The sequence below is a fragment of the Thermanaerovibrio acidaminovorans DSM 6589 genome, from assembly GCF_000024905.1.
GTDB classification, from domain to species: Bacteria; Synergistota; Synergistia; order Synergistales; family Synergistaceae; genus Thermanaerovibrio; species Thermanaerovibrio acidaminovorans.
In genome coordinates, this window is sequence record NC_013522.1 from 1,753,428 (window position 1) to 1,774,024 (window position 20,597).

At 67.9% G+C, this 20,597-nt stretch carries 14 protein-coding genes; 3 read left to right on the forward strand and 11 right to left on the reverse strand.

Features of this window, described 5'->3' with window-relative positions; all coding sequences use genetic code 11:
• The first annotated feature begins 15 nt into the window (after nucleotides 1-15).
• On the forward strand, nucleotides 16-855 hold the full coding sequence (locus TACI_RS08710) for a methyl-accepting chemotaxis protein (RefSeq protein ID WP_012870403.1): 840 nt from the start codon (nucleotides 16-18) through the stop codon (nucleotides 853-855).
• A gap of 53 nt (nucleotides 856-908) precedes the next feature.
• Here TACI_RS08710 and TACI_RS08715 read toward each other — a convergent pair whose 3' ends face one another.
• From TACI_RS08715 to TACI_RS08765, 11 genes are all read right to left on the reverse strand, one after another.
• Complete coding sequence (locus TACI_RS08715; RefSeq protein ID WP_012870404.1) at nucleotides 909-1,847, reverse strand: type I phosphomannose isomerase catalytic subunit; 939 nt, start codon at nucleotides 1,845-1,847, stop codon at nucleotides 909-911.
• Nucleotides 1,844-2,287: a PTS sugar transporter subunit IIA gene (locus TACI_RS08720; protein ID WP_242601218.1), complete on the reverse strand. Its 444-nt coding sequence runs from the start codon at nucleotides 2,285-2,287 to the stop codon at nucleotides 1,844-1,846. The genes TACI_RS08715 and TACI_RS08720 overlap by 4 nt, the downstream gene beginning before the upstream one ends.
• A 2-nt stretch (nucleotides 2,288-2,289) precedes the next feature.
• On the reverse strand, nucleotides 2,290-4,230 hold the full coding sequence (locus tag TACI_RS08725; protein WP_012870406.1) for a BglG family transcription antiterminator: 1,941 nt from the start codon (nucleotides 4,228-4,230) through the stop codon (nucleotides 2,290-2,292).
• 36 nt (nucleotides 4,231-4,266) lie between these two features.
• A complete protein-coding gene (locus tag TACI_RS08730; RefSeq protein WP_012870407.1) occupies nucleotides 4,267-5,661 on the reverse strand; it encodes a PTS fructose transporter subunit IIC in 1,395 nt (464 codons plus the stop codon).
• 110 nt (nucleotides 5,662-5,771) lie between these two features.
• Nucleotides 5,772-6,818 carry a hypothetical protein gene (locus tag TACI_RS08735; protein ID WP_012870408.1) on the reverse strand — a complete coding sequence of 349 codons (1,047 nt, stop codon included), beginning with the start codon at nucleotides 6,816-6,818 and terminating at the stop codon, nucleotides 5,772-5,774.
• Complete coding sequence (locus tag TACI_RS08740) at nucleotides 6,815-7,618, reverse strand: metal ABC transporter permease (protein ID WP_012870409.1); 804 nt, start codon at nucleotides 7,616-7,618, stop codon at nucleotides 6,815-6,817. The genes TACI_RS08735 and TACI_RS08740 overlap by 4 nt, the downstream gene beginning before the upstream one ends.
• Nucleotides 7,599-8,363: a metal ABC transporter ATP-binding protein gene (locus tag TACI_RS08745; RefSeq protein WP_242601106.1), complete on the reverse strand. Its 765-nt coding sequence runs from the start codon at nucleotides 8,361-8,363 to the stop codon at nucleotides 7,599-7,601. The genes TACI_RS08740 and TACI_RS08745 overlap by 20 nt, the downstream gene beginning before the upstream one ends.
• A 41-nt stretch (nucleotides 8,364-8,404) precedes the next feature.
• On the reverse strand, nucleotides 8,405-11,083 hold the full coding sequence (locus TACI_RS09475) for an AAA family ATPase (RefSeq protein WP_012870411.1): 2,679 nt from the start codon (nucleotides 11,081-11,083) through the stop codon (nucleotides 8,405-8,407).
• Nucleotides 11,080-12,165 carry a metallophosphoesterase family protein gene (locus TACI_RS08755; protein ID WP_012870412.1) on the reverse strand — a complete coding sequence of 362 codons (1,086 nt, stop codon included), beginning with the start codon at nucleotides 12,163-12,165 and terminating at the stop codon, nucleotides 11,080-11,082. Before TACI_RS08755 ends, TACI_RS09475 begins: the two co-directional genes overlap by 4 nt.
• A gap of 45 nt (nucleotides 12,166-12,210) precedes the next feature.
• Nucleotides 12,211-13,212 carry a GGDEF domain-containing protein gene (locus TACI_RS08760; RefSeq protein WP_164925253.1) on the reverse strand — a complete coding sequence of 334 codons (1,002 nt, stop codon included), beginning with the start codon at nucleotides 13,210-13,212 and terminating at the stop codon, nucleotides 12,211-12,213.
• A complete protein-coding gene (locus TACI_RS08765; protein ID WP_012870414.1) occupies nucleotides 13,209-14,228 on the reverse strand; it encodes a cobalamin B12-binding domain-containing protein in 1,020 nt (339 codons plus the stop codon). The genes TACI_RS08760 and TACI_RS08765 overlap by 4 nt, the downstream gene beginning before the upstream one ends.
• A gap of 68 nt (nucleotides 14,229-14,296) precedes the next feature.
• On the opposite strand from TACI_RS08765, the gene TACI_RS09480 reads away from it, so the two are divergent.
• Entirely contained in the window at nucleotides 14,297-17,215 is a 2,919-nt protein-coding gene (locus TACI_RS09480) for a PD-(D/E)XK nuclease family protein (RefSeq protein WP_012870415.1), read from the forward strand.
• A complete protein-coding gene (locus TACI_RS08775; protein ID WP_012870416.1) occupies nucleotides 17,202-20,579 on the forward strand; it encodes a UvrD-helicase domain-containing protein in 3,378 nt (1,125 codons plus the stop codon). The genes TACI_RS09480 and TACI_RS08775 overlap by 14 nt, the downstream gene beginning before the upstream one ends.
• Nucleotides 20,580-20,597: the final 18 nt, after the last annotated feature.

The following is a 20,597-nucleotide window of genomic DNA, read 5'->3' on the forward strand; positions in this document are numbered from 1 at the left end:
GGGGGATACTACCCGATGAGCGAGACCCCTAAGGTAATAAAATCCCTGGCGGGATCCCACTTCAGCAGCACCATAATGAACTCCTTCATGTCCCAGCTGGACGAGGTGCTGGTCCGTCGGGTCATGGACGTCCAGCGGGAGCTGGGAGAGATCGCCGACAAGTTCCAGTCCCTGGAGCGCCTCTTCGGCCAGATCGTTCAGGAGTTCGAGCGCAGCAGCCGAGAGGCCCGGGACAACGTGGAGAACATCAACCGGATGAACATCAAGCTGGAGGAGGAGCTCCGCAAGTCCGGCACCGACATGGAGAGCATGAACTCCGACGTGGCCAAGACGGTGGACTCCACTTTCGAGACCTTGAACTCCTTCCTGGAGATCGAGAAGATCGCCAAGGAGATCCAGAAGATCGCCAAGCAGACCAACCTGCTGGCGCTCAACGCCTCCATCGAGGCCGCCCGGGCGGGGGAGCACGGGAAGGGCTTCGCGGTGGTGGCCCAGGAGGTCCAGAAGCTGGCCATCGAGACCAAGGACGCGTCGGAGAAGATATCCACCCGGGTCTTCTCCATCTCCACCCAGGTCCAGGGGGCCATGGAGAACGTCCGGCGGGTGAGCGAGATGTTCTCGGTGATCCGATCCTCCCTGACGGGCTTCATGGACTTCCTCTCCACCAACAAGGACTTCCTGGGCCGGGTGGACCAGATAATGGAGTCCGCCAGCACCAAGATCTCCGCCGGCGCCACGGAGATGAACCAGTCGGTGAAGGTAATGGAGGAGGCCACCCTGCGCTTCAAGTCCATGGCGTCCATCATCTCCTCCATCGTGAAGGCCCAGAAGAACCTGAACGACGTGAAGCTATGAGCCAAGGGCCCGGGATCCCGGGCCCTTGGCATCTCACCCACTCACGCCCGCGCTCACACCCGGACCGCCACGGCGTCGAAGGCCCCCCGCATCTTAACCTCCCCGGGGAGGACCACCAGGTGATCCCCCGCCGCCACCGGCACCTCGATGTCCCCCAGGACCCATCCGGATCCGCGCGCCACGCTGACGCACAGGGGGCGGGACACCTCCAGGCAAAGCCCCTGGGGACTCACCCTCAGCTCCTCCACCGTGAAGGGCCCCCCATCCCACAGGGTCCTCCTCCCCCCGGGGGCCTCACCGCCCCTGACCAGATGGAGATCCCACTGGGGCACCTTGACCGCCCTCAGGCCCCTCTCCAGGTGCAGCTCCCTGGGCCTCCCATCGGGACCCAGTCGATCATAGTCGTAGAGCCGGTAGGTGAGGTTGCTGGTCCGCTGCACCTCCAGCACCGTGACACCAGCGGTGAGGGCGTGCACCGTACCGGGGGGGATGAATACAAAGTCCCCCGGGGAGACCTCCACGGAGCGGAGAAGGAGGTCCCACCGGGAGCCCCTCACCATCTCCTCCAGCTCCCGGCGATCCCCCGCCCGGTGCCCCAGAACTATCCTGGCCCCCGGGGGGCAGTCAAGCACGTACCACCCCTCGGGCTTCCCCCAGTCCCCCTCCTCCCGGGCCATCCGGTCGTCCGGGTGTACCTGAACCGATAGGTCCTGAAGGGGGGATATGACCTTAACCATCACCGGGAACCGGTCCCCCCCAAGTCCCCCAAGCCCATGGTGGGACCCCATCAGCTCCCCCAGGGTGAGCCCCCGGAAGGGGCCCGCCGAGACCCGGCTCCTGCCCTCCGGGTGGTCCGATATGGCCCAGTACTCGCCGGTCCGCTCGGAGGGGATCCGGTAGCCGAAGAGCTCCCGGAGCCGCTCACCCCCCCATATCATCTCCTTGAAGACCCCCTCCATGGGGAGGATCGTGGACCAACCCACGACGTTCACCCTTCCAGGATCCCCAAAACCTCCTGCGGTGAGGATGCCCCCAAGAGGGACCTCCTCACCGCATCGTCCACAAGGCGTCGGCTCAGGACCTGGAGGATCTTGAGGTGCTCGTTCACCGCCCCCTCCTCGGGGACCCCTATCATGAAGACCAGGTGGGCCATCTCCCCGTCCAGGCTGTCCCAGTCAACCCCCCCGGGGCTGCGCCCGAAGGCCACGAAGGGGCTGATCACATGGCGGCACTTGCCGTGGGGGATGGCTATCCCCATGCCCACCCAGGTGCTGCCCTGGGCCTCCCGATCCCGAAGGGCCTCCATGTAGCCCCCCAGGTCCTCCAATAGGCCCGCCCCCTTCACCAGGGACGCCAGCTCCTCCATGACCTCATCCTTCGTCCTTCCCCGGAGCTCCAGCTTAACCAGCTCCGGGGGCATCAGCTCCCGCACGTTCAATTCAATCCACCTCGCATCGAATCTAAGATCTCCTCCCTGGTCCCGGCGAACATCATGCGCCTCAGGGTCTGTCCGTCCTCAGAAAGCCTGGCCAACTCCCCAAATAGCCCCCTGACCAGGCCCGGATCCGAGGATCTCAGGGCCATCATGAACACCATCCGGACCTCCTCCTCCCCCCACAGTACGGGGCGGCGGGGCCTCATCAGGGCGATGGAGTCCCGGATCACCCGACGGGGGCTGCCATGGGGTATGGCCACCCCCCCGCCTATGCAGGTGGAGGACTTCCTTTCCCTCTCCAAAGCGGCCCCCCCGTAGTCCTCGTCCACCGCTCCAGTCTCCGCCATCCTGGCGGAGAGGAAGCATATGATATCCCATCGATCCCCCAGGTCCTCCCCCAGGAAGATCAGGTCGGAGGACAGCATGGACCGGAGGATCGGATACCCTCCCGCGGGACGGCCGGGGGAGGAGGAGACCTTGCACAGCAGCAGGTCCTCCACGCTTCTCATCTCCTCGTCCCTGAGGAGCGGGGTCACCACTATGTGCTGACAATCCAGATAAGCGGGGAGGGGGACGGTACTTATCACCAGCCGGACTCGATCCTCTAGTACCACCTTCAGATCCTCCAGGGATCCCGCCCCGATGACCCTCACTCCCGGGAAGGCGGAGGAGACCTTGGCCTCCATCAGACGGAGTATCCCCACCCCCTGGGGACAGAACACCGCCGCTCGGACCTCCTCTTCCATGCCCCGAAGACGCTCCAACGCCGCCTGGACGTGGAGCACCACGTAGCCCACCTCGTCCTCTGGGAGGTTGATACCCATATCCTCCTGGACCCTGGCGGCCCCCTCCAGACCCACTTCGAAGGAGTAGCAAAAGGCTCTCTTGATCTGTCCCAGGATGGGGTTGCTAGAGGGGAAGCCGCATCGAAGGCGGTTGATGGAGGTGGACAGGTGCCCCGACAGGTCCGCCAAAAGCTGGGGGTCCTCCTGAAGCCTCCGGTCCAGGGATCGGGCGAAGTGGTCCAGGAGGATCCGGGCCACCGCCTCCGCATCCCTGGCAAGCTCTTTCTCCCCCGGACAACCAAGCCGCCTGGAGCTCATCACGTGCATGGCCAGGTATTCCACCTCTCCCGGTGGCATGGTGACCCCCAAACCTTCCTCCACCCACCTGGCCATCAGGCGGGCCGCCTCCATCTCCCGGCGGCCCTCAAGCCCCTCATCCCGGCAGATCTCCAGCGCTCCCCCGGTCCGGACCCGCTTTATGGACACCGCCAGGTGGACCGTAAGGCCCAGCACCGCCTCCCCGGTGAGGCGCACCTGGGCCATCTCCAGCGCCCTCCTCACCCGGGCCTCCAGGAAAGACATCTCCCCGGGATGAAATATGGGATCCTCCATGGAAACCCGCCCCCGGAGGAAGTCATCGAAGCCATGGGATCCCAGGGAGAGCCAGAAGAGCCGGGACAGGGCCAGCCGAAGGGCCCCCTCCTCCCCCTCGATCCAGAGCCCCACGTTGGGCCGGCGGACCAGCCGGATCCGGTGCCCCGCCAGCCACGCCTCCGCCCTGTCCAGGGCCGCCGAGATGGCCCCCCGGCCGGCGCCGGTGGCCTCCATGACCCTGGCCATCGTAACCGGGCAACGTCGGGGAAGGAGGAACCGGAGCACCCTTAGGTCCAGCTCCTCCAGGGGACGGTCCCTAGCACCCCCCAGGTCCCGGATCAGGCGCCCCACCTGGGACCGGTCCCCCAGGAGGGCCACCCCCCTACCGGGGCGGCGGTCCAGGATGAGGCCGTAGCGGTCCCTCAGCGGCCCCTCCAGCTCCCTCACGTGGTTCCTCAGGGTCCGCTCGGAACAGCCCAGCCGCTGGGCCAGGTCCGAAAGGGGGGTGTAGTCCCTGGCCTCCGCCAGGAGCTTGAGAAGCCTGCGATGCCTCAAGTTCAACCCCTCACCTCCCGGCCCCGCATATCCCTCTCGGGGCTACTGCCGGCCCTTGAGCAGGTTCACCATGAGGGCGGTCACCGCCACCCCCACCGCCACGGCGGCGAAGAACATGGGGACGTTGTCCACCGCCTGGAGAACCGCCACTATGGGGCCTCCGTGGGGCACGTGGTCCGTCACCCCGCTTAGCATGGCCACCACCGCCCCCACCATGGACCCCACCATTATGCTGGGTATAACCCGTAGGGGGTCCCTGGCGGCGAAGGGGATTGCCCCCTCGGTTATGCCCACCAGCCCCATGGCGAAGGCCGCCTTCCCTGCCTCCACCTCCTCGGAGGAGTACCGGGACCGGGCCAGCATGGTGGCCACCCCTAGCCCCAAGGGGGGCACGCATATGGCCACCGCGATGGGGCCCATCACCTCCGGGTGTCCCTCGGCTATCATGGCGGCACCGAACATGAAGGCCACCTTGTTGACCGGACCTCCCATGTCGAAGGCTATCATGGCCCCAAGGACCATGGCCAGGATAACCTTACTTGAGCCCTGCATGCCGTTGAGGAAGGCGGTGAGCCCCTCCATGACACCCGCTATGGGCCTTCCGATGACGAATATGAACAGGGCGGAGACCGCCAGGGAGCCCAGGATGGGTATCACCAGGATGGGCATCACCGGCTGGATCATCCTGGGCACCCGGAGCCCCTTTATGAAGCGCACCACGTAGCCCGCCACGAAACCCGCCACTATGCCCCCAATGAAGCCGGTGCCGGCGGCACTGCCGAAGAAGGACCCATTGGCCGCCACGTAGCCCCCCACCATGCCAGGGGCCAAGCCGGGCCGGTCCGCTATGCTGTAGGCGATGAAACCCGATAGGATGGGGACCATGAAGGTGAAGCTGGCCACCCCCACTTGAAGGATGGTGTTCCACATGGAACCCTGGGGGATCACCAGCCCCTTGGGGGTGGGCTCACCACCAAGGGCCAGGGAGAGGGCGATCAGGAGCCCCCCCACCACCACGAAGGGGATCATGTAGGAGACCCCGTTCATCAGGTTCTGGTAGATGGGGGATTTGACCTCCGCCCGGGTGGCCAGCTTGGGTCCCTGGACCTCCGACGACGGCCCCTCCAGGACCGGCACGTCCCCCCGCTCGAAGCGCTCGATCAGCTGGTCCGCCAACTTGATGCCATCCGCCACCGAGACCTCCAGGACCCGCTTGCCCACGAACCGGTCCTTGTCCACCCCCTTGCCGGCGGCTATTATGACCCCCTCCGCCTGCCGGATCTCCTCGTCGGTGAGCCGGTTCTCCACCCCTATGGATCCCTGGGTCTCCACCTTGATCTGGTGCCCCCGGGCCTGCGCCGCCTTGGTCAGCTTCTCCGCCGCCATGTAGGTATGGGCTATGCCGGTGGGACAGGACGTGACCGCCACTAACCTCATGAAGAACACCTCCCCTTGGATGCCTTGGAACCGCTACGGGGATCTTAGCCCCCAATGGGAGGTCAAATGCGCATCGCAGGTTCCGGATGGGCGGCAATTTGCGGGGACGATCAACGATCCCCCAGGAGGAGCCTCCCGTCCCCCCGGGAGGGGGAGTGGACCCTAAGGATCAGCCGTCCGGGGGAGAGGTCGGATATGACCTCCCCGATAGTCCCCCCCAGGGCGCCCCCAAGGGCCTCCACCCCTTTGGAATCCAGAACAAGCGACAGGGGCTCCCTGGGGGCGGGGGCATCCTTGAGCTCCTTGGGGATCTCGAGGGGCTCGCCTCCCCTCAGATACCCCCTTCCCTCCACGAAGAGGTCCCATCCCCGGTCCGACAGGAGCAGCATGACCCGTCTGCCCTGGGGGGCGCCGGCGCCGAAGGCCCCCCAGACGTCCCCCACCTCCGGGGCCAGGGAGGGAATGAGCCGGGCCAGCTTGGGAGCCATGGGACCATCCAGGGCCAGAAAGCCATGGAGGGAGCCACTCCCCTCCATGGGCGGGGCAATGAGGTTCCGCTGCTTGAAGGGGCCCAGGAACCTCTCCAGCGGGGCGTGGAACGAGAAGCCCAGCTCACCCTCATGGTTCACCGACCAGGAGATCTCCCCCCGCTCACCGGTGGCCAGCCGGAAGATCAGCACGTCATCCCCTTTGGTCCTGCGCTGGTGGTCCATCCTGACCGATGGGTCTATGAAGGCCTCCTGGATCCGGTCCAGGGCGAATTCGCTGGGGCCGAAGGCCCAGAGGGGCAGGGGCACCTTGCTGAGCAGCCTAAGATGGACCCCCGGGATCTCCAGGTTGGACAGCTCCCGGGCGTTGCCCCGGGAGGCCTGGAAGAGGCCCATCACGTGCCCGTCCTCCAGAACGATGGCGCACCGCCCCATATAGGGGAGGATTGGCTCCAGCCGCCACAACTCCTTGGGCATGAACCGCCATAGCCCCCAGTCCGCCAGCTGCCGGGCCGCCCGCGAGCCGTCCTTGAGCCCCACCACCACCCCCCGAGTCCTGGGGAGCATCCGGATCGGGTCCACCGTGACCAGGGCCTTGAAGGCCCACCAGCTCACCAGCCCCAGCAGGGGCAGCACCACCCAAAGGCTCTTCCGCACCGAGTACCTCATGAACCAGACCTCCTCCGTCTCAGGGTCCCCAGGACGGCTCCAAGGCCGAAGGGGACGCAGGCCACCAGCACGATGCAGGGCCCGGACGGCAGATCCAGGACCCAGGATCCCCATATGCCCGCCAGGACGCAGGCCAGGCCGTAAAGACACGACAGGCCCATCATCCCCTTGAGGGACCGGCTCATCCTCTCAACCCCGTAGGGGGGGATGGCCAGTAGGGCCATGCACAGGATGAGCCCCACGGACCTCATGAGCACCACCACCGCCAGGGAGGCCAAAACCAGCACGGTGAGCCTCACCCAGAGGGGCCTTATTCCCCTCACCTGGGCGAACTCCTCGTCGTAGGCCACCGCCATCAGGTCCGGGTAGACCCTCCAGAGCACCAGGCCGCAGAACAGGGTCAGGACCCCCATGACCCACAGGTCCAGGTCAGAAACGGTGAGCAGGTTGCCGAACAGGGGGCTGGACAGGTCCATCCCGTACCCCCCCGCCATGGACACGAAGATGACCCCCAGGGCCATGGCAAGGGACCATAGGGAGGACACCGCCGCGTCCAGCCTCTCCTGACCACGGGCGTCCAGCCTGGACAGGGCCACCGACGCCCCAAGAGTGGCCATCAGGGCCCCAAGGGAGGGGGAGAACCCCAAAAGGTACGCCAGCCCCACCCCCCCGTAGGCTATGTGGGACAGCCCCCCAGCCAGGAGGGACATCCTGAAGGTGACCACCACGGGACCCACCAGCCCAGCCATCAGGGCGGAGACGATCCCCGCCGCCAGGGCGTTAAGAAGCACCGGATCCACCGGATCCCTCCTCTCCGTGGGGCCTCAAAACCCGGTGGGGCAACCCGTGGGCCACCAGCTCCACCGGACAGGTGCCATAGGCCAGCAAGACCGCCCCGGGATCAACCTCCGGGGCGGGATGATAGTGGAGGGTCCCCCTTACGCAGGCCACGGAGGTCGCCATGGACGAGATGGCCATTATGTCGTGGCTGGCCACGATGGCGGTGCCACCCCCATCACAGAAGGCCTTCAGCTCCCGGTAGAGCAGCTCCTGGGACCCGGGGTCCAGGTTGGCGGTGGGCTCGTCCATAAGGATCAGCCTGGGCCGGGACACGAAGGCCCGGGCTATCAGCACCCGCTGCCTCTGCCCCCCGGACAGCTGGCTCATCTTTAGCTCCCCGCAGGAGGCCACCCCGAACCGCTCCATCTCCTCCATGGCCAGCCGACGATCCTCCTCCGTGAGGGGCCGCCAGGGATCCTTCCTCCCCAGGGCCACCACGTCCACCGCCCTTATGGGGAAGTGACGACGAACCGAGGTGTCCTGGGGCACGTAGCTCACCTGACGGCTCACCCCGGGCTCCACCCCCAACACCCGCACATGACCCCTTACGGGACTCAACAGCCCCAACAACACCCGAATGAGGGTGCTCTTGCCCCCCCCGTTGGGACCTATCAGGGCCAACAGCTCCCCCCTGGCAAGGGAGAGGTCCACCCCCCTCAAGGTCCACTCACCATCGTAGGAGAACCAAAGGTCTTTTACTTCCACATCATATGACATGGTCATATTTTAACACCCATCCGGCGGGGCTACCAGGCCCTCATGGCCTGCAGGGCCAGCATGGGGACCCCAAGGGGGGCGTAGCGCTCCGGGTGGCAGGTGAGGATCAGCACCTGGAGCTCCCGGTGGGACTTGAGCTCCTCCACCGCCGCCTCCAGCCTCCAGCGGTCGGTGGCCATGAGGGCGTCGTCCATCACCAGCAGCTGATCCTCCAGGGCGGCGAGGCGCAGACCCAGGGCCAGCCGGACCGCGAAGTGGACCTGCTCGATCTCCCCTCCCGATAGGCACCCAAGCTCCAGCTCCGAATCCACCTCACCGGGGCTGAACCTGGCGGGGGACATCCGGTCCAACACCAGCCTCCCCACCGGCCGGGGGGCCATGCGCCTCAAGATCTCCATGGCGGAGACCCCCACCGCGGAGCCTAGACGGATCCACATCTCCTCCTGGCACTCCCGGTGCACCTCCATGAGCAAATCAAGGGCCCTGGCCCTCAGGTCCTCCTCCGCCAGCTCCCGCCTAAGGTCCTCGATCTCCTCCTCCAGGGAGGCCAGTTGGGAGTAGAGCCCCCGGTTCATCAGGGCCTCCAGCTGCCCCTCCTCCCGGGCCAGCCGGGACCTGAGCTGGCTCAGCCCCCCCTCCAGATCCTCTCGAGCCTTCGCGGCGGCCCGCAGGTCCCCCTCCGGGTCCCCCAGGTCGGCCATCCGGCGGGCCAGGTCCTCCTCCAGGGCGGCGGCGAAGTCCAGCTCCCGCTGTAGCTCCCCGAGGCGCCTTGCCAGCTCCTCCCGGGCCTCCATGGACAGGAGCTCCTCCCCAAGGGCCCTCAGCTCCTCCTCCAGCCGGCCCCCCCGATCCGCAAGGCCCTTCAGCTCCGCCTCCGTCCGGGACAGCTCCGCGGAGAGCTCCCGGCAGAGCCCCTCCGCCGCCTCCAGGGCCACAAAGACGTCCCTGGCCTCCCCAGCCTTGGCCTCCTCCTCCGCCGGGTCAGGGGGGCACTGGGCCCATAGGGGGAACCGGGACAGGATCCGATCCACCTCCTCCCGGGCGGAGGCCAACGAGGCCTCCACGGCCGAGATGTCCGACCCCCTTAGCAGCCCCTCGAGCCCCTCCTCCAGGTACGCAAGGCGCCCCTCCATCTGCCGCCTCAGGGCGCCAAGGGCCTCCAGCTCCTCCACGCTTCCAACCCGGTGGGCCTCCAGGATCCGCGTAAGGCGACCCTGGACCATCTCCAGGTCCTCCCGGATGGAGGCGGAATCGCCCCCGGGGCCCGAGGCCCGGATGAGGCCAAAGCCCTCAAGGAGGACCTCCACCTCCCTCGTGCCCCTCACGGCAACCCGCTCTCCCGGGGAGGCGGTTAGCTCCACCTTCCCTTCCCCGCGGGTGACCCGCCCCTTGAGGCCAACCCGGGGCTCCATCTCCAGGGTTATCATGAACGCCTCCAGCTCGGCCCGGCGGGTCACCACCCGGGTCATCAGCTCCCGGGCCTCCCTTACATCATCGTCGGAGGGGTGCCTTCGAGCCCCCAGCCGCTCCCTAAGGGACTCCGCCTCCCCCAGGGCCGCCCGGGCGTTCAGCAGGTCCCCCTGGAGCCTGGATATGGTCTCCCGTAGCTCCAAGAGCCGCCGGGCGTCTCGGGCCTTTTCTTCCATGAGACGGGCCCGGTCCACCCCCTCCCTTGCGGAGGCAAGCTCCGAGCGGGCCCGGGACAGGCGCTCCTCAAGATCCGCCACCCGGGCCTCAGCCCCGGGCAGATCCAGCTTGACCGCCTGGGCCTCCGCCTCCACTTCCTGGATCCTGCGCTCCACCCTGGCCCGGCGACTCAGCCGGTCCTTGACCAGCTCCAGCTGGGATGTTAGGGAGTCCCTGCGGGCCCTCACCTGGGTCAGCTCCGACTCCAACCGCCGGAAACGCTCCGCCCGCTCCCCGCAGGCCGCCTCCTCCTCCCGGACGGAGGCGAGCCGGGCCTCAAGCTCCACCACCTCCGCCGTCAGCTTCGCCACCCCATCCTGAAGCGCCTCGGACTCCCGGAGATCCGCCTCCATGTCCTCCTTGCGCTTCAGCCTCTCCTCCAACCGGGACCGGAGGACGTGTCTTGGGCTATCCGACTTGCGGCTCTCCCTGCCGGTGTCGGTGAAGTACCGGCGGAAATCCCCCTGGAGCCTGTCCTTGAAGGCCCGGCTCACCGGGTCCTGCGCCTGGCTGGTCACCGCCCGGCGCAGAGCCTCCTCCAGCTGGTCCGACACGGTACCCAGACAGATCCCCCCCTGGGGGATCCAGAGGGCCTGGAGGGCCCCCCAGGAGGCGGGATCCCAGACCTTGCCCCCCCTCTGCCCCAGTCCCAGGACCTCCAGGGTCCTCGTGACCCCCTGGGGCCCCTCCGCCAGCGGAAGGTACCGGCGGTCCTCCATCCTCTCCAGAAGACAGGATCCTCCCTTAAGGAAACGCTTGCTGACCCGGTACCTGGTTCCGCCGGCGGAGAACTCCACCGTAACCTCCGGGGAGAGGTCCCTGCCCCAGGGGACCACGTCTTTAACCTCCTTGGAGGAGGAGTCGTGCCTCCAGAGTAGCCCCGCCCTCAAGGCCTCGAAGAGGCTCGACTTGCCCGAACCGTTGGGGGCGAAGACCACGCTAACCCCCATTGGCAACCCCTCCAGGGACAGCTCCCCCAGGATGCAACGCCAGTTCCGGACCCGGATGGAGTGCAGGATCATCCCCTCACCTCCTTCAGGATCCGGTACATCTCGAAGACCGCCCGGTCCCTCACCGCCGGATCCTCCCCCCGATCCAGGAGCCGAAGGGCCACCTCCCGAAGCATCCCCTCCGGGAGGAGCTGGATCCACGACCGATCCACCTCCCACGGGTCCTCATGGATCCGGTGCCACAGGAACCGGGCCTCAAGGACCTGCCGGATCGCCTCCAGATCATCGAGGCACTGGGGGGACATGTGCCCCCTCAGCGTCAGGTGGATCAGGGTGGAGCCCGGCTCCGGCAGGGCCTCCAGGCGCCCCTTCAGCCCCTCCAGGGACTTAGGACCCAACAGGGTCTCCTCCATCCGGACCCACTCGAGACGCCCGGTGGGGATCACCTGGATACTGGGTGGGGAACCCGCCTCCACCTCCACCAGCAACACGTTGCCGCTGTCCCTCTCACCGAAGGAGGTGGGCTCCGGCGTGCCGGAGTAGGCCATCCTCACCGCCCCCGTCCGGTCCTGGAAGGTTCCGGTGGAGTGCCAGTGGCCCAGCGCCAGGTAGTCCAGTCCGCACCGCTCCGCCGCGTCCCGGGGGATCGGATGGTCCCAGGGGGAGACGTTTGGCCCCTCCACGGAGCCGTGGGCCACCCCGATCCTGGGTAGCCCCGCCCCCTCCCGGGGGATCCAGCCGGTGGGGTCCTGGTTGGACTCCTTGGACGCAACCGGACAGGGGTAGAGAACGCACCCCGGGGCCGCCACCGGAGCGGCCCGACGCAGCACCGTCACGTTCCCCGGGGAGGCGAAGCCCCGGTGGTCCCACACGGCCCCGGGGACAAGGGGGTCGTGGTTCCCCGGTAGCAGGTAGACCGGGCAGGGGGAGCGGGAAAGCAGGTCCAGGAGCCGTTGCACCAGGACCCGGTCCACCCGGTTGTCCTCGAACACGTCCCCCGCCACCAGCAGGAAGTCCGCGCATCGCTTCCGGGCGACCTCCAGGATCCGCCGGACCGCTTCCAGCCGCTCCCGCCGGACCGTTTCCGCCGCGGAGCCCACCTGGACGGCCCTCATCCCCACCTGCCAGTCCGCGGTGTGGATAAACCTTACCAAAGCCCCACCTCCATCGTACCCCCGGGGTACACGGGGATCCATCCGTCACAGGTCTCCCTGGGCCCCCGGACGGCTCGGCAACCGGCCCAGCCCCTTGGCCCGCTTGGCCCGGTACATCCTTCGGTCCGCCTCCATGAGAACCCCGTCCAGATCCGGGCTCGACACGTCCACCTGCACCACCCCGTGGGAGAGGCCCACCACGGGGAGCTCCCGGCGCACCTGCTCCTCCAGCCGGGCCATGACCCCCTCCGCCTCCTCCTCCCCCACCCCCACCAGGATCAGGAGGAACTCGTCCCCACCAACCCGGAACGGGTAGTCCACCTGCCGGCGGGTACACCCCTCCAGGAGCCGGGCGAACTCCGCAAGCACCCGGTCCCCCTCCAGGTGTCCCAGCGAGTCGTTCACCTGCTTGAACCCGTCCAGGTCCATTGAGACCAGCGTCAGCCTCGTCCCGTACCGGCGGGACCGGGCCACCTCCCGGGGGAAGACCTCGGAAAGGTACCGGCGGTTGTAGAGCCCCGTCAGGTGGTCCCTTATGGCCATCTCCTGAAGGCGCTGGTTGAGCTCCTCCAGCTGGCGGTTCTTCTTGGCCAGCTCCCGCTGGGCGTTGGCCAGCTCGTTGTTAAGCTCGCTTATCCGGTTCAGCATCTCGTCCTGGGAGGGGGCCCGCCGGGCGGAGGCCTCCTTGGCCATGGCCCTCAGGTAGTTGGCCTGCTCGTTGTTCACCCGGCCCAGCTCCTCCATCAGGTCCAGCTCCCCGTCCCCCCGGCTGACCGCCAGGACGATCCGGTCCCCCGCCCTCATCCCGGAGAGGAAAAGCCTGACCTCCCCCTCCTGCGGGAGGACCATCTCCACGTCCCGCTGGAGAACCACCCCCTGGGCCAGCACCTCCAACAAGAAGCGCCAGAACTTGACCGACTCGTCCCGGCTGACCAGGGACGCAAAGTTGCCATCCCCCTGGAACCGACCGAGCCCCAGGGGATCCGACAGGACCTCCACCAGGTTACCCTGCAGGTCCAGCTCGAAGACGCTGCTCTCCATCCTCATCCCCCCAAGAAGGCCTCTACATCGTCCACCCACCTGGCCCCCAGGTCCGCCCCCACTTTCCGCCACAGCTCCGGGTCCATGGAGAAGGGCCGGCCCCCCACGATCACCTTCACGTCCCCCGTCCGGGGGTCCTCCTTTATGGCCCTAACCATCTCCCTCAAGGGAACCAGGTGGATACCGAGGGTGGCGGAAAGGAGCACCGCCGAGGCGCCCCGCTGGTGGGCGTAGCGGATCAGGTCCTGCACCGGGGTGTTGGCCCCCAGGTAGTGGGTGTCGTAGCCGTCCATCTCCAGCAGGTCGCACACCATCCGGATCCCGATCTCGTGCAGCTCCCCGCTGACGCAGGCCCCCACCAGGGTGATCCCCCTGGGGCTCCGGGCGGCCTTGAAAACCAGGGGGTAGAGGTAGGACATGATCAGCTGGGTGGAGGCGGTGAAGTAGTGCTCCTGGGCCACGGACACCACCCCCGCCTGCCAGAGGACCCCCACCCGGTGGAGGGCCTCCTGAAACAGGTACACGTACAGGTCCCTTACGCCAACCCCCCGGGATACCAGCCGGTTCACCAGCCCCAGGGCCTGGTCCCTCCGGGCCTCCAGCAGGAGGGAGGTGTATAGCTCCATCTCCTCCCTGAGGGGGTTCGGTGGGGGCTGGTCCTGGGGGGAGGGGCCGCCGGACAGGACATCCAGGACGGCATGCAGCATGGATAGACCCATCCTATGGGACCTCTCGTCCAGCAGGGGGCTCACCCCCTCCCAGGTGGACCGAAGGGACGCCTCGAGACACCCAAGGGGGATCTTGAGCCCCGCGAAGAGGTCCCTGGCCCACTTCACGTAGTCCAAGAACAGCGGGGGAGACTCCATGACCAGGGAGTGGACGAAGAAGGCCACGTGGCAACGCAGGTCCTCCCGGCACTTGGCCAGACCCCGCTCATCCAGCCCACCCATGTCCCAACGGCTGGCCAGGTCATCGAAGGCCCGCTCGAACGCCCGCTCAACCAGATCATCCCGATACTCCAACCGATCACCCCCCGCAGGATCCCTGACGATGTTTTATTATATCTTCAGAGCGGGCAAAGCCTTGGGGGGTGTCTGAGCTGGGGGCAACGGCCAAGAGGTACGTGCGGATCGGGGACGTGGCGGAGGACTTACAGGCACTGCACCGCCTGGGGTTCACCTTCCTGGTGCCCTCCAGGGCGGACCAGGGGATCCTGATGGACCTGCTGCTGGGGGAGGCCAGCGCCTTGAGGGACCGGCCCCGGATCGTCCGGTGGGACGGGCTCTACCAGATGCTCCTCCGGGAGGCCCACAGGTCCCGAGTGGAGCACCACCTGCCCACCCGGCGGATCGACCCCTCGGACCGGTACGTGATAGCCCGCTGGGCCCTGTCCCGTAGCAGGACCGAGGGGTCCCCCCCCATGGCCTTCGACCCCAAGTTTCCCCATCTGGCGGCGTCCCAGATGGTGGAGCTCCTCAGGGAGGAGGTGACCGAGGAGCACCTGCGTCTGGCCATGGGCTGCGGGGACTGCGGCACCTGTCCGGCGGACTCGGCGGAGGCCCTTCTGTGCGCCACCTACCGGCACTTCACCGGCTACCTGGAGGCCAACCGGCTCATGGACGAGGCCCAGCTGCCCACCATGACCTCCCGGCTGTTGCGCCTGATGGGCTCCCCGAACCTGAGGCTGGCCCTGGTGGGGTTCCTGTCCTTCACCCACGGGCAGCTGAACCTGGTTAGGCTGCTGAGGGAGCTGGGGTGCGAGCTGTGCCTCCTGATCCCCTGGGTGAACCTGGAGGGGGTTCCGGACTGCGCCCTCCAGATGGGGATAGATGCCGCCATGGCCCCCCATTCCCCCCCTCCATCGTGCCAGGCGCTCCTGGGGCTGGACCCTCACCACCAGTACGAGGCCCTGGCCAGGGAGCTGGCCCTCCTGGGGAGCCCCCACTGCAGGCTGGACTTCAGCGGCCCCCTGGACCAGGTGGCCATATCGGTGCCGGAGGAGGACCTGAGGCGGGTCCGGTGGGAGCTCACCCGGCACGATGTCCCCTTCTGGATCCAGGGGGGGACGTCCCTGTCGGAGTCCCTGGCCTTCCGGGTCCTCATGCTGGCCCTGAACGCCGCCCGGTCCCGGTGGGCCTTCCGGCCCACATTGAGGCTCCTCTCCGCCCTGCACCCCCGCCAGGTGCGCAGTGAGGTCATCTCAACCAGGCCAAGGGGCAGGGACCAGTGGCTGGAGGCCCTCAAGGGGCCTCTCCGGGAGGCCTTCGAGTCCATCTCCCGCCGGGCAGACAGCTTCCTGGAGCCCCCGGGGCTAACCCCCGGGGAGGCCATGGACCAGGCCCAGGGGATCATGGAGGCGGTGGACCTGTTCCAGCTGGCCCGGGGTCTCCAGGACAGGCCCCACATGGACTGGACGATAAGGGCCATGGGCTCCGCCCTGGAGGAGGCCCAGAAGCGCCGCTTCGCCCTCTCCAGGGGGCAGGACCTGGGGGAGGCCTTCCGGGAGAGACTGGACGGGCAGGAGGCGATCCAGTTCCTGGCCGCCTGGGGGGCCTCATCGTACACCGCCCAGGAGCAGCCCCTCCAGGGGGCGGTTAGGGTCTACCGGGGAAATCCGCCGGTGCTGGCGGACCACCGGTGCCTCATCCTGTGCGGCGCCGACCAGTCCCGCTGGCCCGGCAAGCTCAGGGAGAGCGCCACGTTGGGGGAGGAGAGCCGCCGCCGGCTGAATCGGACCGACTGGGCCTCCCAGGGCCTCAACCCCACCCACCTGGTGGAGATCCACGAGCGGCGCGCCGAGAAGGAGGCCCTCTTCTTCCGGCTGGCCCTCACCGCCCGGGACCTGCTGGTCTTGAGCAGGCCGGTCAACGACCGGGAGGGGCGCCCGACCTCCAAGAGCCCCTTCGAGGGGAGCCTACACCGGGTGGGCATCCGGGAGCCGGTGCCCATGAACCCCACCCCGAGCCTCCTGGATTCACCCCCAATCCGGGGGATCCACCTGGAGAACCCGTGGGATCCCCCCAGGAGGACCGGCCCCCTGGAGCTCCTGGCGGACCGGGTCCAGCTGCCCACCAAGGTGAGGCTGAGCCAGCTGGACACCTTCAGCCAGTGCCCCTTCGCCTTCGCCTGCGAGGCCATTCTGGAGCTCAAGATCCAGGACCGGGACCCCGCATCCAGCGTGAGCCTGAGCACCCTGGCCCACCACGGCCTGCAGCTCCTGGGGGAGGCCCTGTCCAAGGGCGCCACCCCGGTGGTGGAACGGTGCCTCCTGGAGGCCATGGAGGGAAGCGGGGTGGACCTCAACGCCCCCAGGTTCATGCGGCAGCGGGCGCTGCTGTCGGACCTGCTGGACCGGTGTCTTCAATGGCTGTACGCCAGGCGCGAGGGCCTCAAGGATCGGCTGATCGATACCCTGTGGGAGGTGGAGCTGCCCCCCATCCGGCGAACCAACCTGGTGACCTCCGGCCGGGCGGACATGGTGGACCTGATCCGGCTGGAGGGCCAGCAGGTCGGGGCCTTCATCGTGGACTTCAAGTGGGGAAACTCCGATGGCTACTCCCACTCCCTTCAGCCCGGGGCCTACTCCCTGGCCATCCAGGAGTCCCATGTCCTGGGGGATAGGGTGGACGTCCAGGTGCTGGGGTGCGGGATCGTATCCTTCCGGGAGATGCTAAACCAACGCCGTTTCCGCAGGAAAGAGGTGGGCCGGGGCTCCCATGGGGGCCGCAAGGGTTTCCTGGAGAACTGCTACTGGCTGATACCGAACGGGGCCAAAGCGGAGGTTGACGGGAAGAAGGGGAGGCTGGGGGACCTGGATCTGGCGTTGAAGCTGGCGGGGAGGGCCCTGGACGAGCTGGACTCCGCCCTGGGGAAGGGGGTCTTCGCCGCCGACTACGGATCGAAGCGGTGCGACCGGTGTCAGTACCAGGGGCTCTGCCGCAGGCTGGAGGAGGGCCGGTGGCTCTCCCGGGAGGACCTATCGGAGGAGGAGACGGATGAGAGGGATTGACGGGAGGCTTCGGGAGATCCTGGAGGCCAACTACTCCCCGGACCAGCTGAGGGCGGTGACCTCCACCGGGCCGGTGACGGTTGTCAAGGCCGGGGCCGGGACCGGCAAGACCCACACTCTGAGCGGCCGGGTGGCGTACCTGATGGCCACCCAGGAGGGGCTGGAGCTGGACCAGGTGGCGGTGCTCACCTTCACCGAGAAGGCCGCCCAGGAGATGGGGGAGCGGATCCGGGACATCCTCCTACATTGGGGGAGGGAGCTGAAGATGCCCCGCCTGGAGGAGGCCTCCCGCCGGGTGGGGGAGGCTTACATATCCACCATCCACTCCTTCGCCCTCCGGCTCATAAGGGAGAACCCGGCGGAGGCCAAGCTGCCGGTGGACGCCTCGGTGGCCCCCCGGTGCTCCACCGACGAGTTCCGGGCGGAGCTGGCAATGGCCTTCGACGAGATGGACCTCCGGTGGTTCACCTCCCGGTTGCCGCAGGACTGGGTACCCTTGGCGCAGGAGGCCCTTTCGTCCGGCTGGGCGGTGGAGATGGTGAACCGCATGGGTCCCGAGGAGCTGGCAGGCCTCTGCCTTGAGGCCTCGGACACCCTGGGGGCCACCGGGCGGCTGGGGCCCAAGGACCTGTGGGACCTCACGGTCACTCGGGAGGACCTGAAGCGGCTGGTCCGGGATCTCCTGGGCACCATGCGGGACTGGCTCCATCAGGTGGGGCAGGCGATCCACCACCTCGGCTCCGTGGCGGACCTTCCGAAGGGGGAGCTACCCCAGTTGCTGGAGGAGATCCGGCGGGAGGATCCCGCCCTTGAGGAGCTCCTGGAGGCGGTGGAGATGGGGCTGGGGCTCCAGGAGGTGAACCTCAACAAGACGGGGTATAGGTCCGTCAAGGAGGAGCTGCACCAGGCGGTGGAGGAGATGGGGCTTCCATGGGTGGTCCCCTCGGATAAAAACGGGCCCTTCAGCGTCTTCAAAAAGAAGGTCAAGGAGAGGCTCTCCACCCTGACGGGGCTCTGCCACCTGGACCTGTCGGGCCAGGGGGAGGTCAGGCTGTGGCGGGAGCTCAACCGGCTGGTGGCCCTGGGCTGGCAGGCCTTCGACCACATGAGGCTCTCCTCCGGGCAGCTCTCCTTCCAGGACCTGATCTCCACCGCCTGCGGCCTTTTGGAGGGGGAGGGGCCGTCCCCCTTCAAGCACGTGCTGATCGACGAGTTCCAGGACACCGACGGGGTCCAGTTCAGGCTGGCGGAAGCGCTGATGAGGCGGGGGGCCCACCTGTTCGTGGTGGGGGACCTTAAGCAATCCATCTACCGGTTCCGGAACGCGGACCTGTCCCTGTTCGACAAGGTCATCCGGCTAGCCCCCGTGGTGGTGAGCCTGGCAGAGTCCCGGCGGAGCACCCCACAGGTGATAGACCTGGTGAACCGCATCTTCGGCTCCGCCTTCGCCCATGGGATAGACCCCTCCACCTCCGAGGAGTACGAGCCCCTGAGGCCCCTCACGGAGGACCGGTCCGACCCGCTCCCTGTGGTGGTCACCCCCGATGAGGGGGCCCAGTCCAAGGGGGAGGTCCTCCGGTCCGCCTGCGCCAGCCTGGCCAAGGAGTTCCTCAGGATGCACCGGGAAGGGCACCCGGTGAGGGACCGGGAGGGGACTCGCCCCTGCCGCTGGTCCGACTTCGCCGTCCTGGTCCCCACCAGGGGCAGCTACCAGGCGGTGTCCGCCGCATTGGAGGATCTTAACATCCCTCACGCCCTCTGCTCCTCCATGGATTTCGCCTCCCGGTTCGAGAGCCGGGACCTGGAGGCCCTGGTGGCGGCCCTGGGGGGGGACCGGTCACCGCTGGGGGCCCTCAAGGTGGCCATGAGCCCCCTATTCGGCCAGCGGATGTACCACCTGCGGCAGTCGGAGGTGGGGTCCCTGGCCAAGGCGGGGGGGGAGGTGATCTCCTCCCTCTCCCCCATCTCCGACGCCGCCGGGGCCTCCTGGGCGTTGGACCACCTGTTCAAACCCCTCCACTGGCTCTCCAACGTTAGGGGGCAGGACCGGACCCGGGTGCTGCTCAACCTGCGCCACGCCCGGGAGCTGCTCATGGAGTACGAGGCCCACATGGGGCCCGGCGCCCAAGGGGCTGGGGAGTACCTGACCCAGGCCCTGGGGAATCGGGTGGAGGAGCCGGAGATCCCCCCGGACGACGCGGTGCGGGTCATGACGGTCCACGCCGCCAAGGGGCTCGAGTTCCCCATCACCGCAGTGCTCCTCAAGCCCTCCCAAAGGGGCGGCAACGGGGATCGGTACCGGATCTCCCGGCGGTTGCTGGCGGTCCCCTCCTCCAGCCTGGTGGAAGACGCGGCGGGGGAAGAGGGGGTGCTGGCCAAGGCTAGCTCCCTGCTGGAGGAGTCGGCGGAGGCTTGGGAGTCCCTCCGGCTCTTCTACGTGGCCTGCACTCGGGCCCGGGACCGGCTGATCCTGGTGATGCCCGATGGGAAAGACCGGTGGGGCCAGGAGGTGACCCGGGCCCTGGGGGAGGATGCAGTAAGGTCCCTCAGGATCGAGACGCCCCCCCAGGCCCCGGTGGAGCGGGGGGCTGAATCGGGCATTGGGACCCAGCCGGTGGACGCCCCATCCAGGGCGCCAGCCCTGGTGCAGATGTCCGCCACCTCCTACAGCCTCTTCAAGTTCTGCCCCGCCGCCTACCGGATGACTTTCCGGCAGGGGCTGGACCCCAAGTGGGGGGGGGACTTCGTCCACCGGGGCCCCGGGGGGGCCGACCTGGGGACCCTGGCCCACTGGATAATGAGCCGCTGGGACGGGGATCCGGACACGATCCGGGGGGCCATACTCCGGGAGGAGGTGCCCCAGGAGGTGCTGATGGCCCTGGAGGACCCGGGCCTTCCGGAGCTGATGGGGTGGCTCCGGGACTTCGCCCGCTCCCCCCTGGGGGAGCGTTTCCGGGACCTCCTCCGGCGGGGGGCCGGAAGGGAGGTTCCGTTCCGGGTCACCATCCAGGGGGGCTTCAGGATGGTGGGGGCCATGGACCTATACCTGGACGACCCATCCGGGCCGGTGATCCGGGACTACAAGATAACCCACCAGGACAACCCGATCCAGGAGCTCTACCGGCACCAGATGCTCTTCTACGGCCTGGCGGTGCGTCGCATAACCCGCAGGGACCCGGACATGGCCATATGGCGCCTCAGGCCCCAGGAGGGCTCCTTCGAGGAGATACCGGTGGAGACCCCGGACTGGGATCGAATGGAGGAGGAACTGCTACAGGTGGCCCGAAAGGCCGCCAGCGGCCCCTTCGACGGTAACCCGGGTAGATGTCCCGGATGTCCGTGGAAGATGAGTTGCGCCAGGTAAAAAATCGTAGGATAATAC

Excerpts from the sequence above, each read along its gene's own strand:
- TACI_RS08710 (WP_012870403.1), top strand. The coding sequence starts at position 16 with ATGAGCGAGACCCCTAAGGTAATAAAATCCCTGGCGGGATCCCACTTC.
- TACI_RS08730 (WP_012870407.1), bottom strand. The coding sequence starts at position 5,661 with ATGAGGTTAGTGGCGGTCACGTCCTGTCCCACCGGCATAGCCCATACC.
- TACI_RS08735 (WP_012870408.1), bottom strand. The coding sequence starts at position 6,818 with ATGAGGTACTCGGTGCGGAAGAGCCTTTGGGTGGTGCTGCCCCTGCTG.
- TACI_RS09475 (WP_012870411.1), bottom strand. The coding sequence starts at position 11,083 with ATGATCCTGCACTCCATCCGGGTCCGGAACTGGCGTTGCATCCTGGGG.
- TACI_RS08760 (WP_164925253.1), bottom strand. The coding sequence starts at position 13,212 with ATGAGGATGGAGAGCAGCGTCTTCGAGCTGGACCTGCAGGGTAACCTG.
- TACI_RS08775 (WP_012870416.1), top strand. The coding sequence starts at position 17,202 with ATGAGAGGGATTGACGGGAGGCTTCGGGAGATCCTGGAGGCCAACTAC.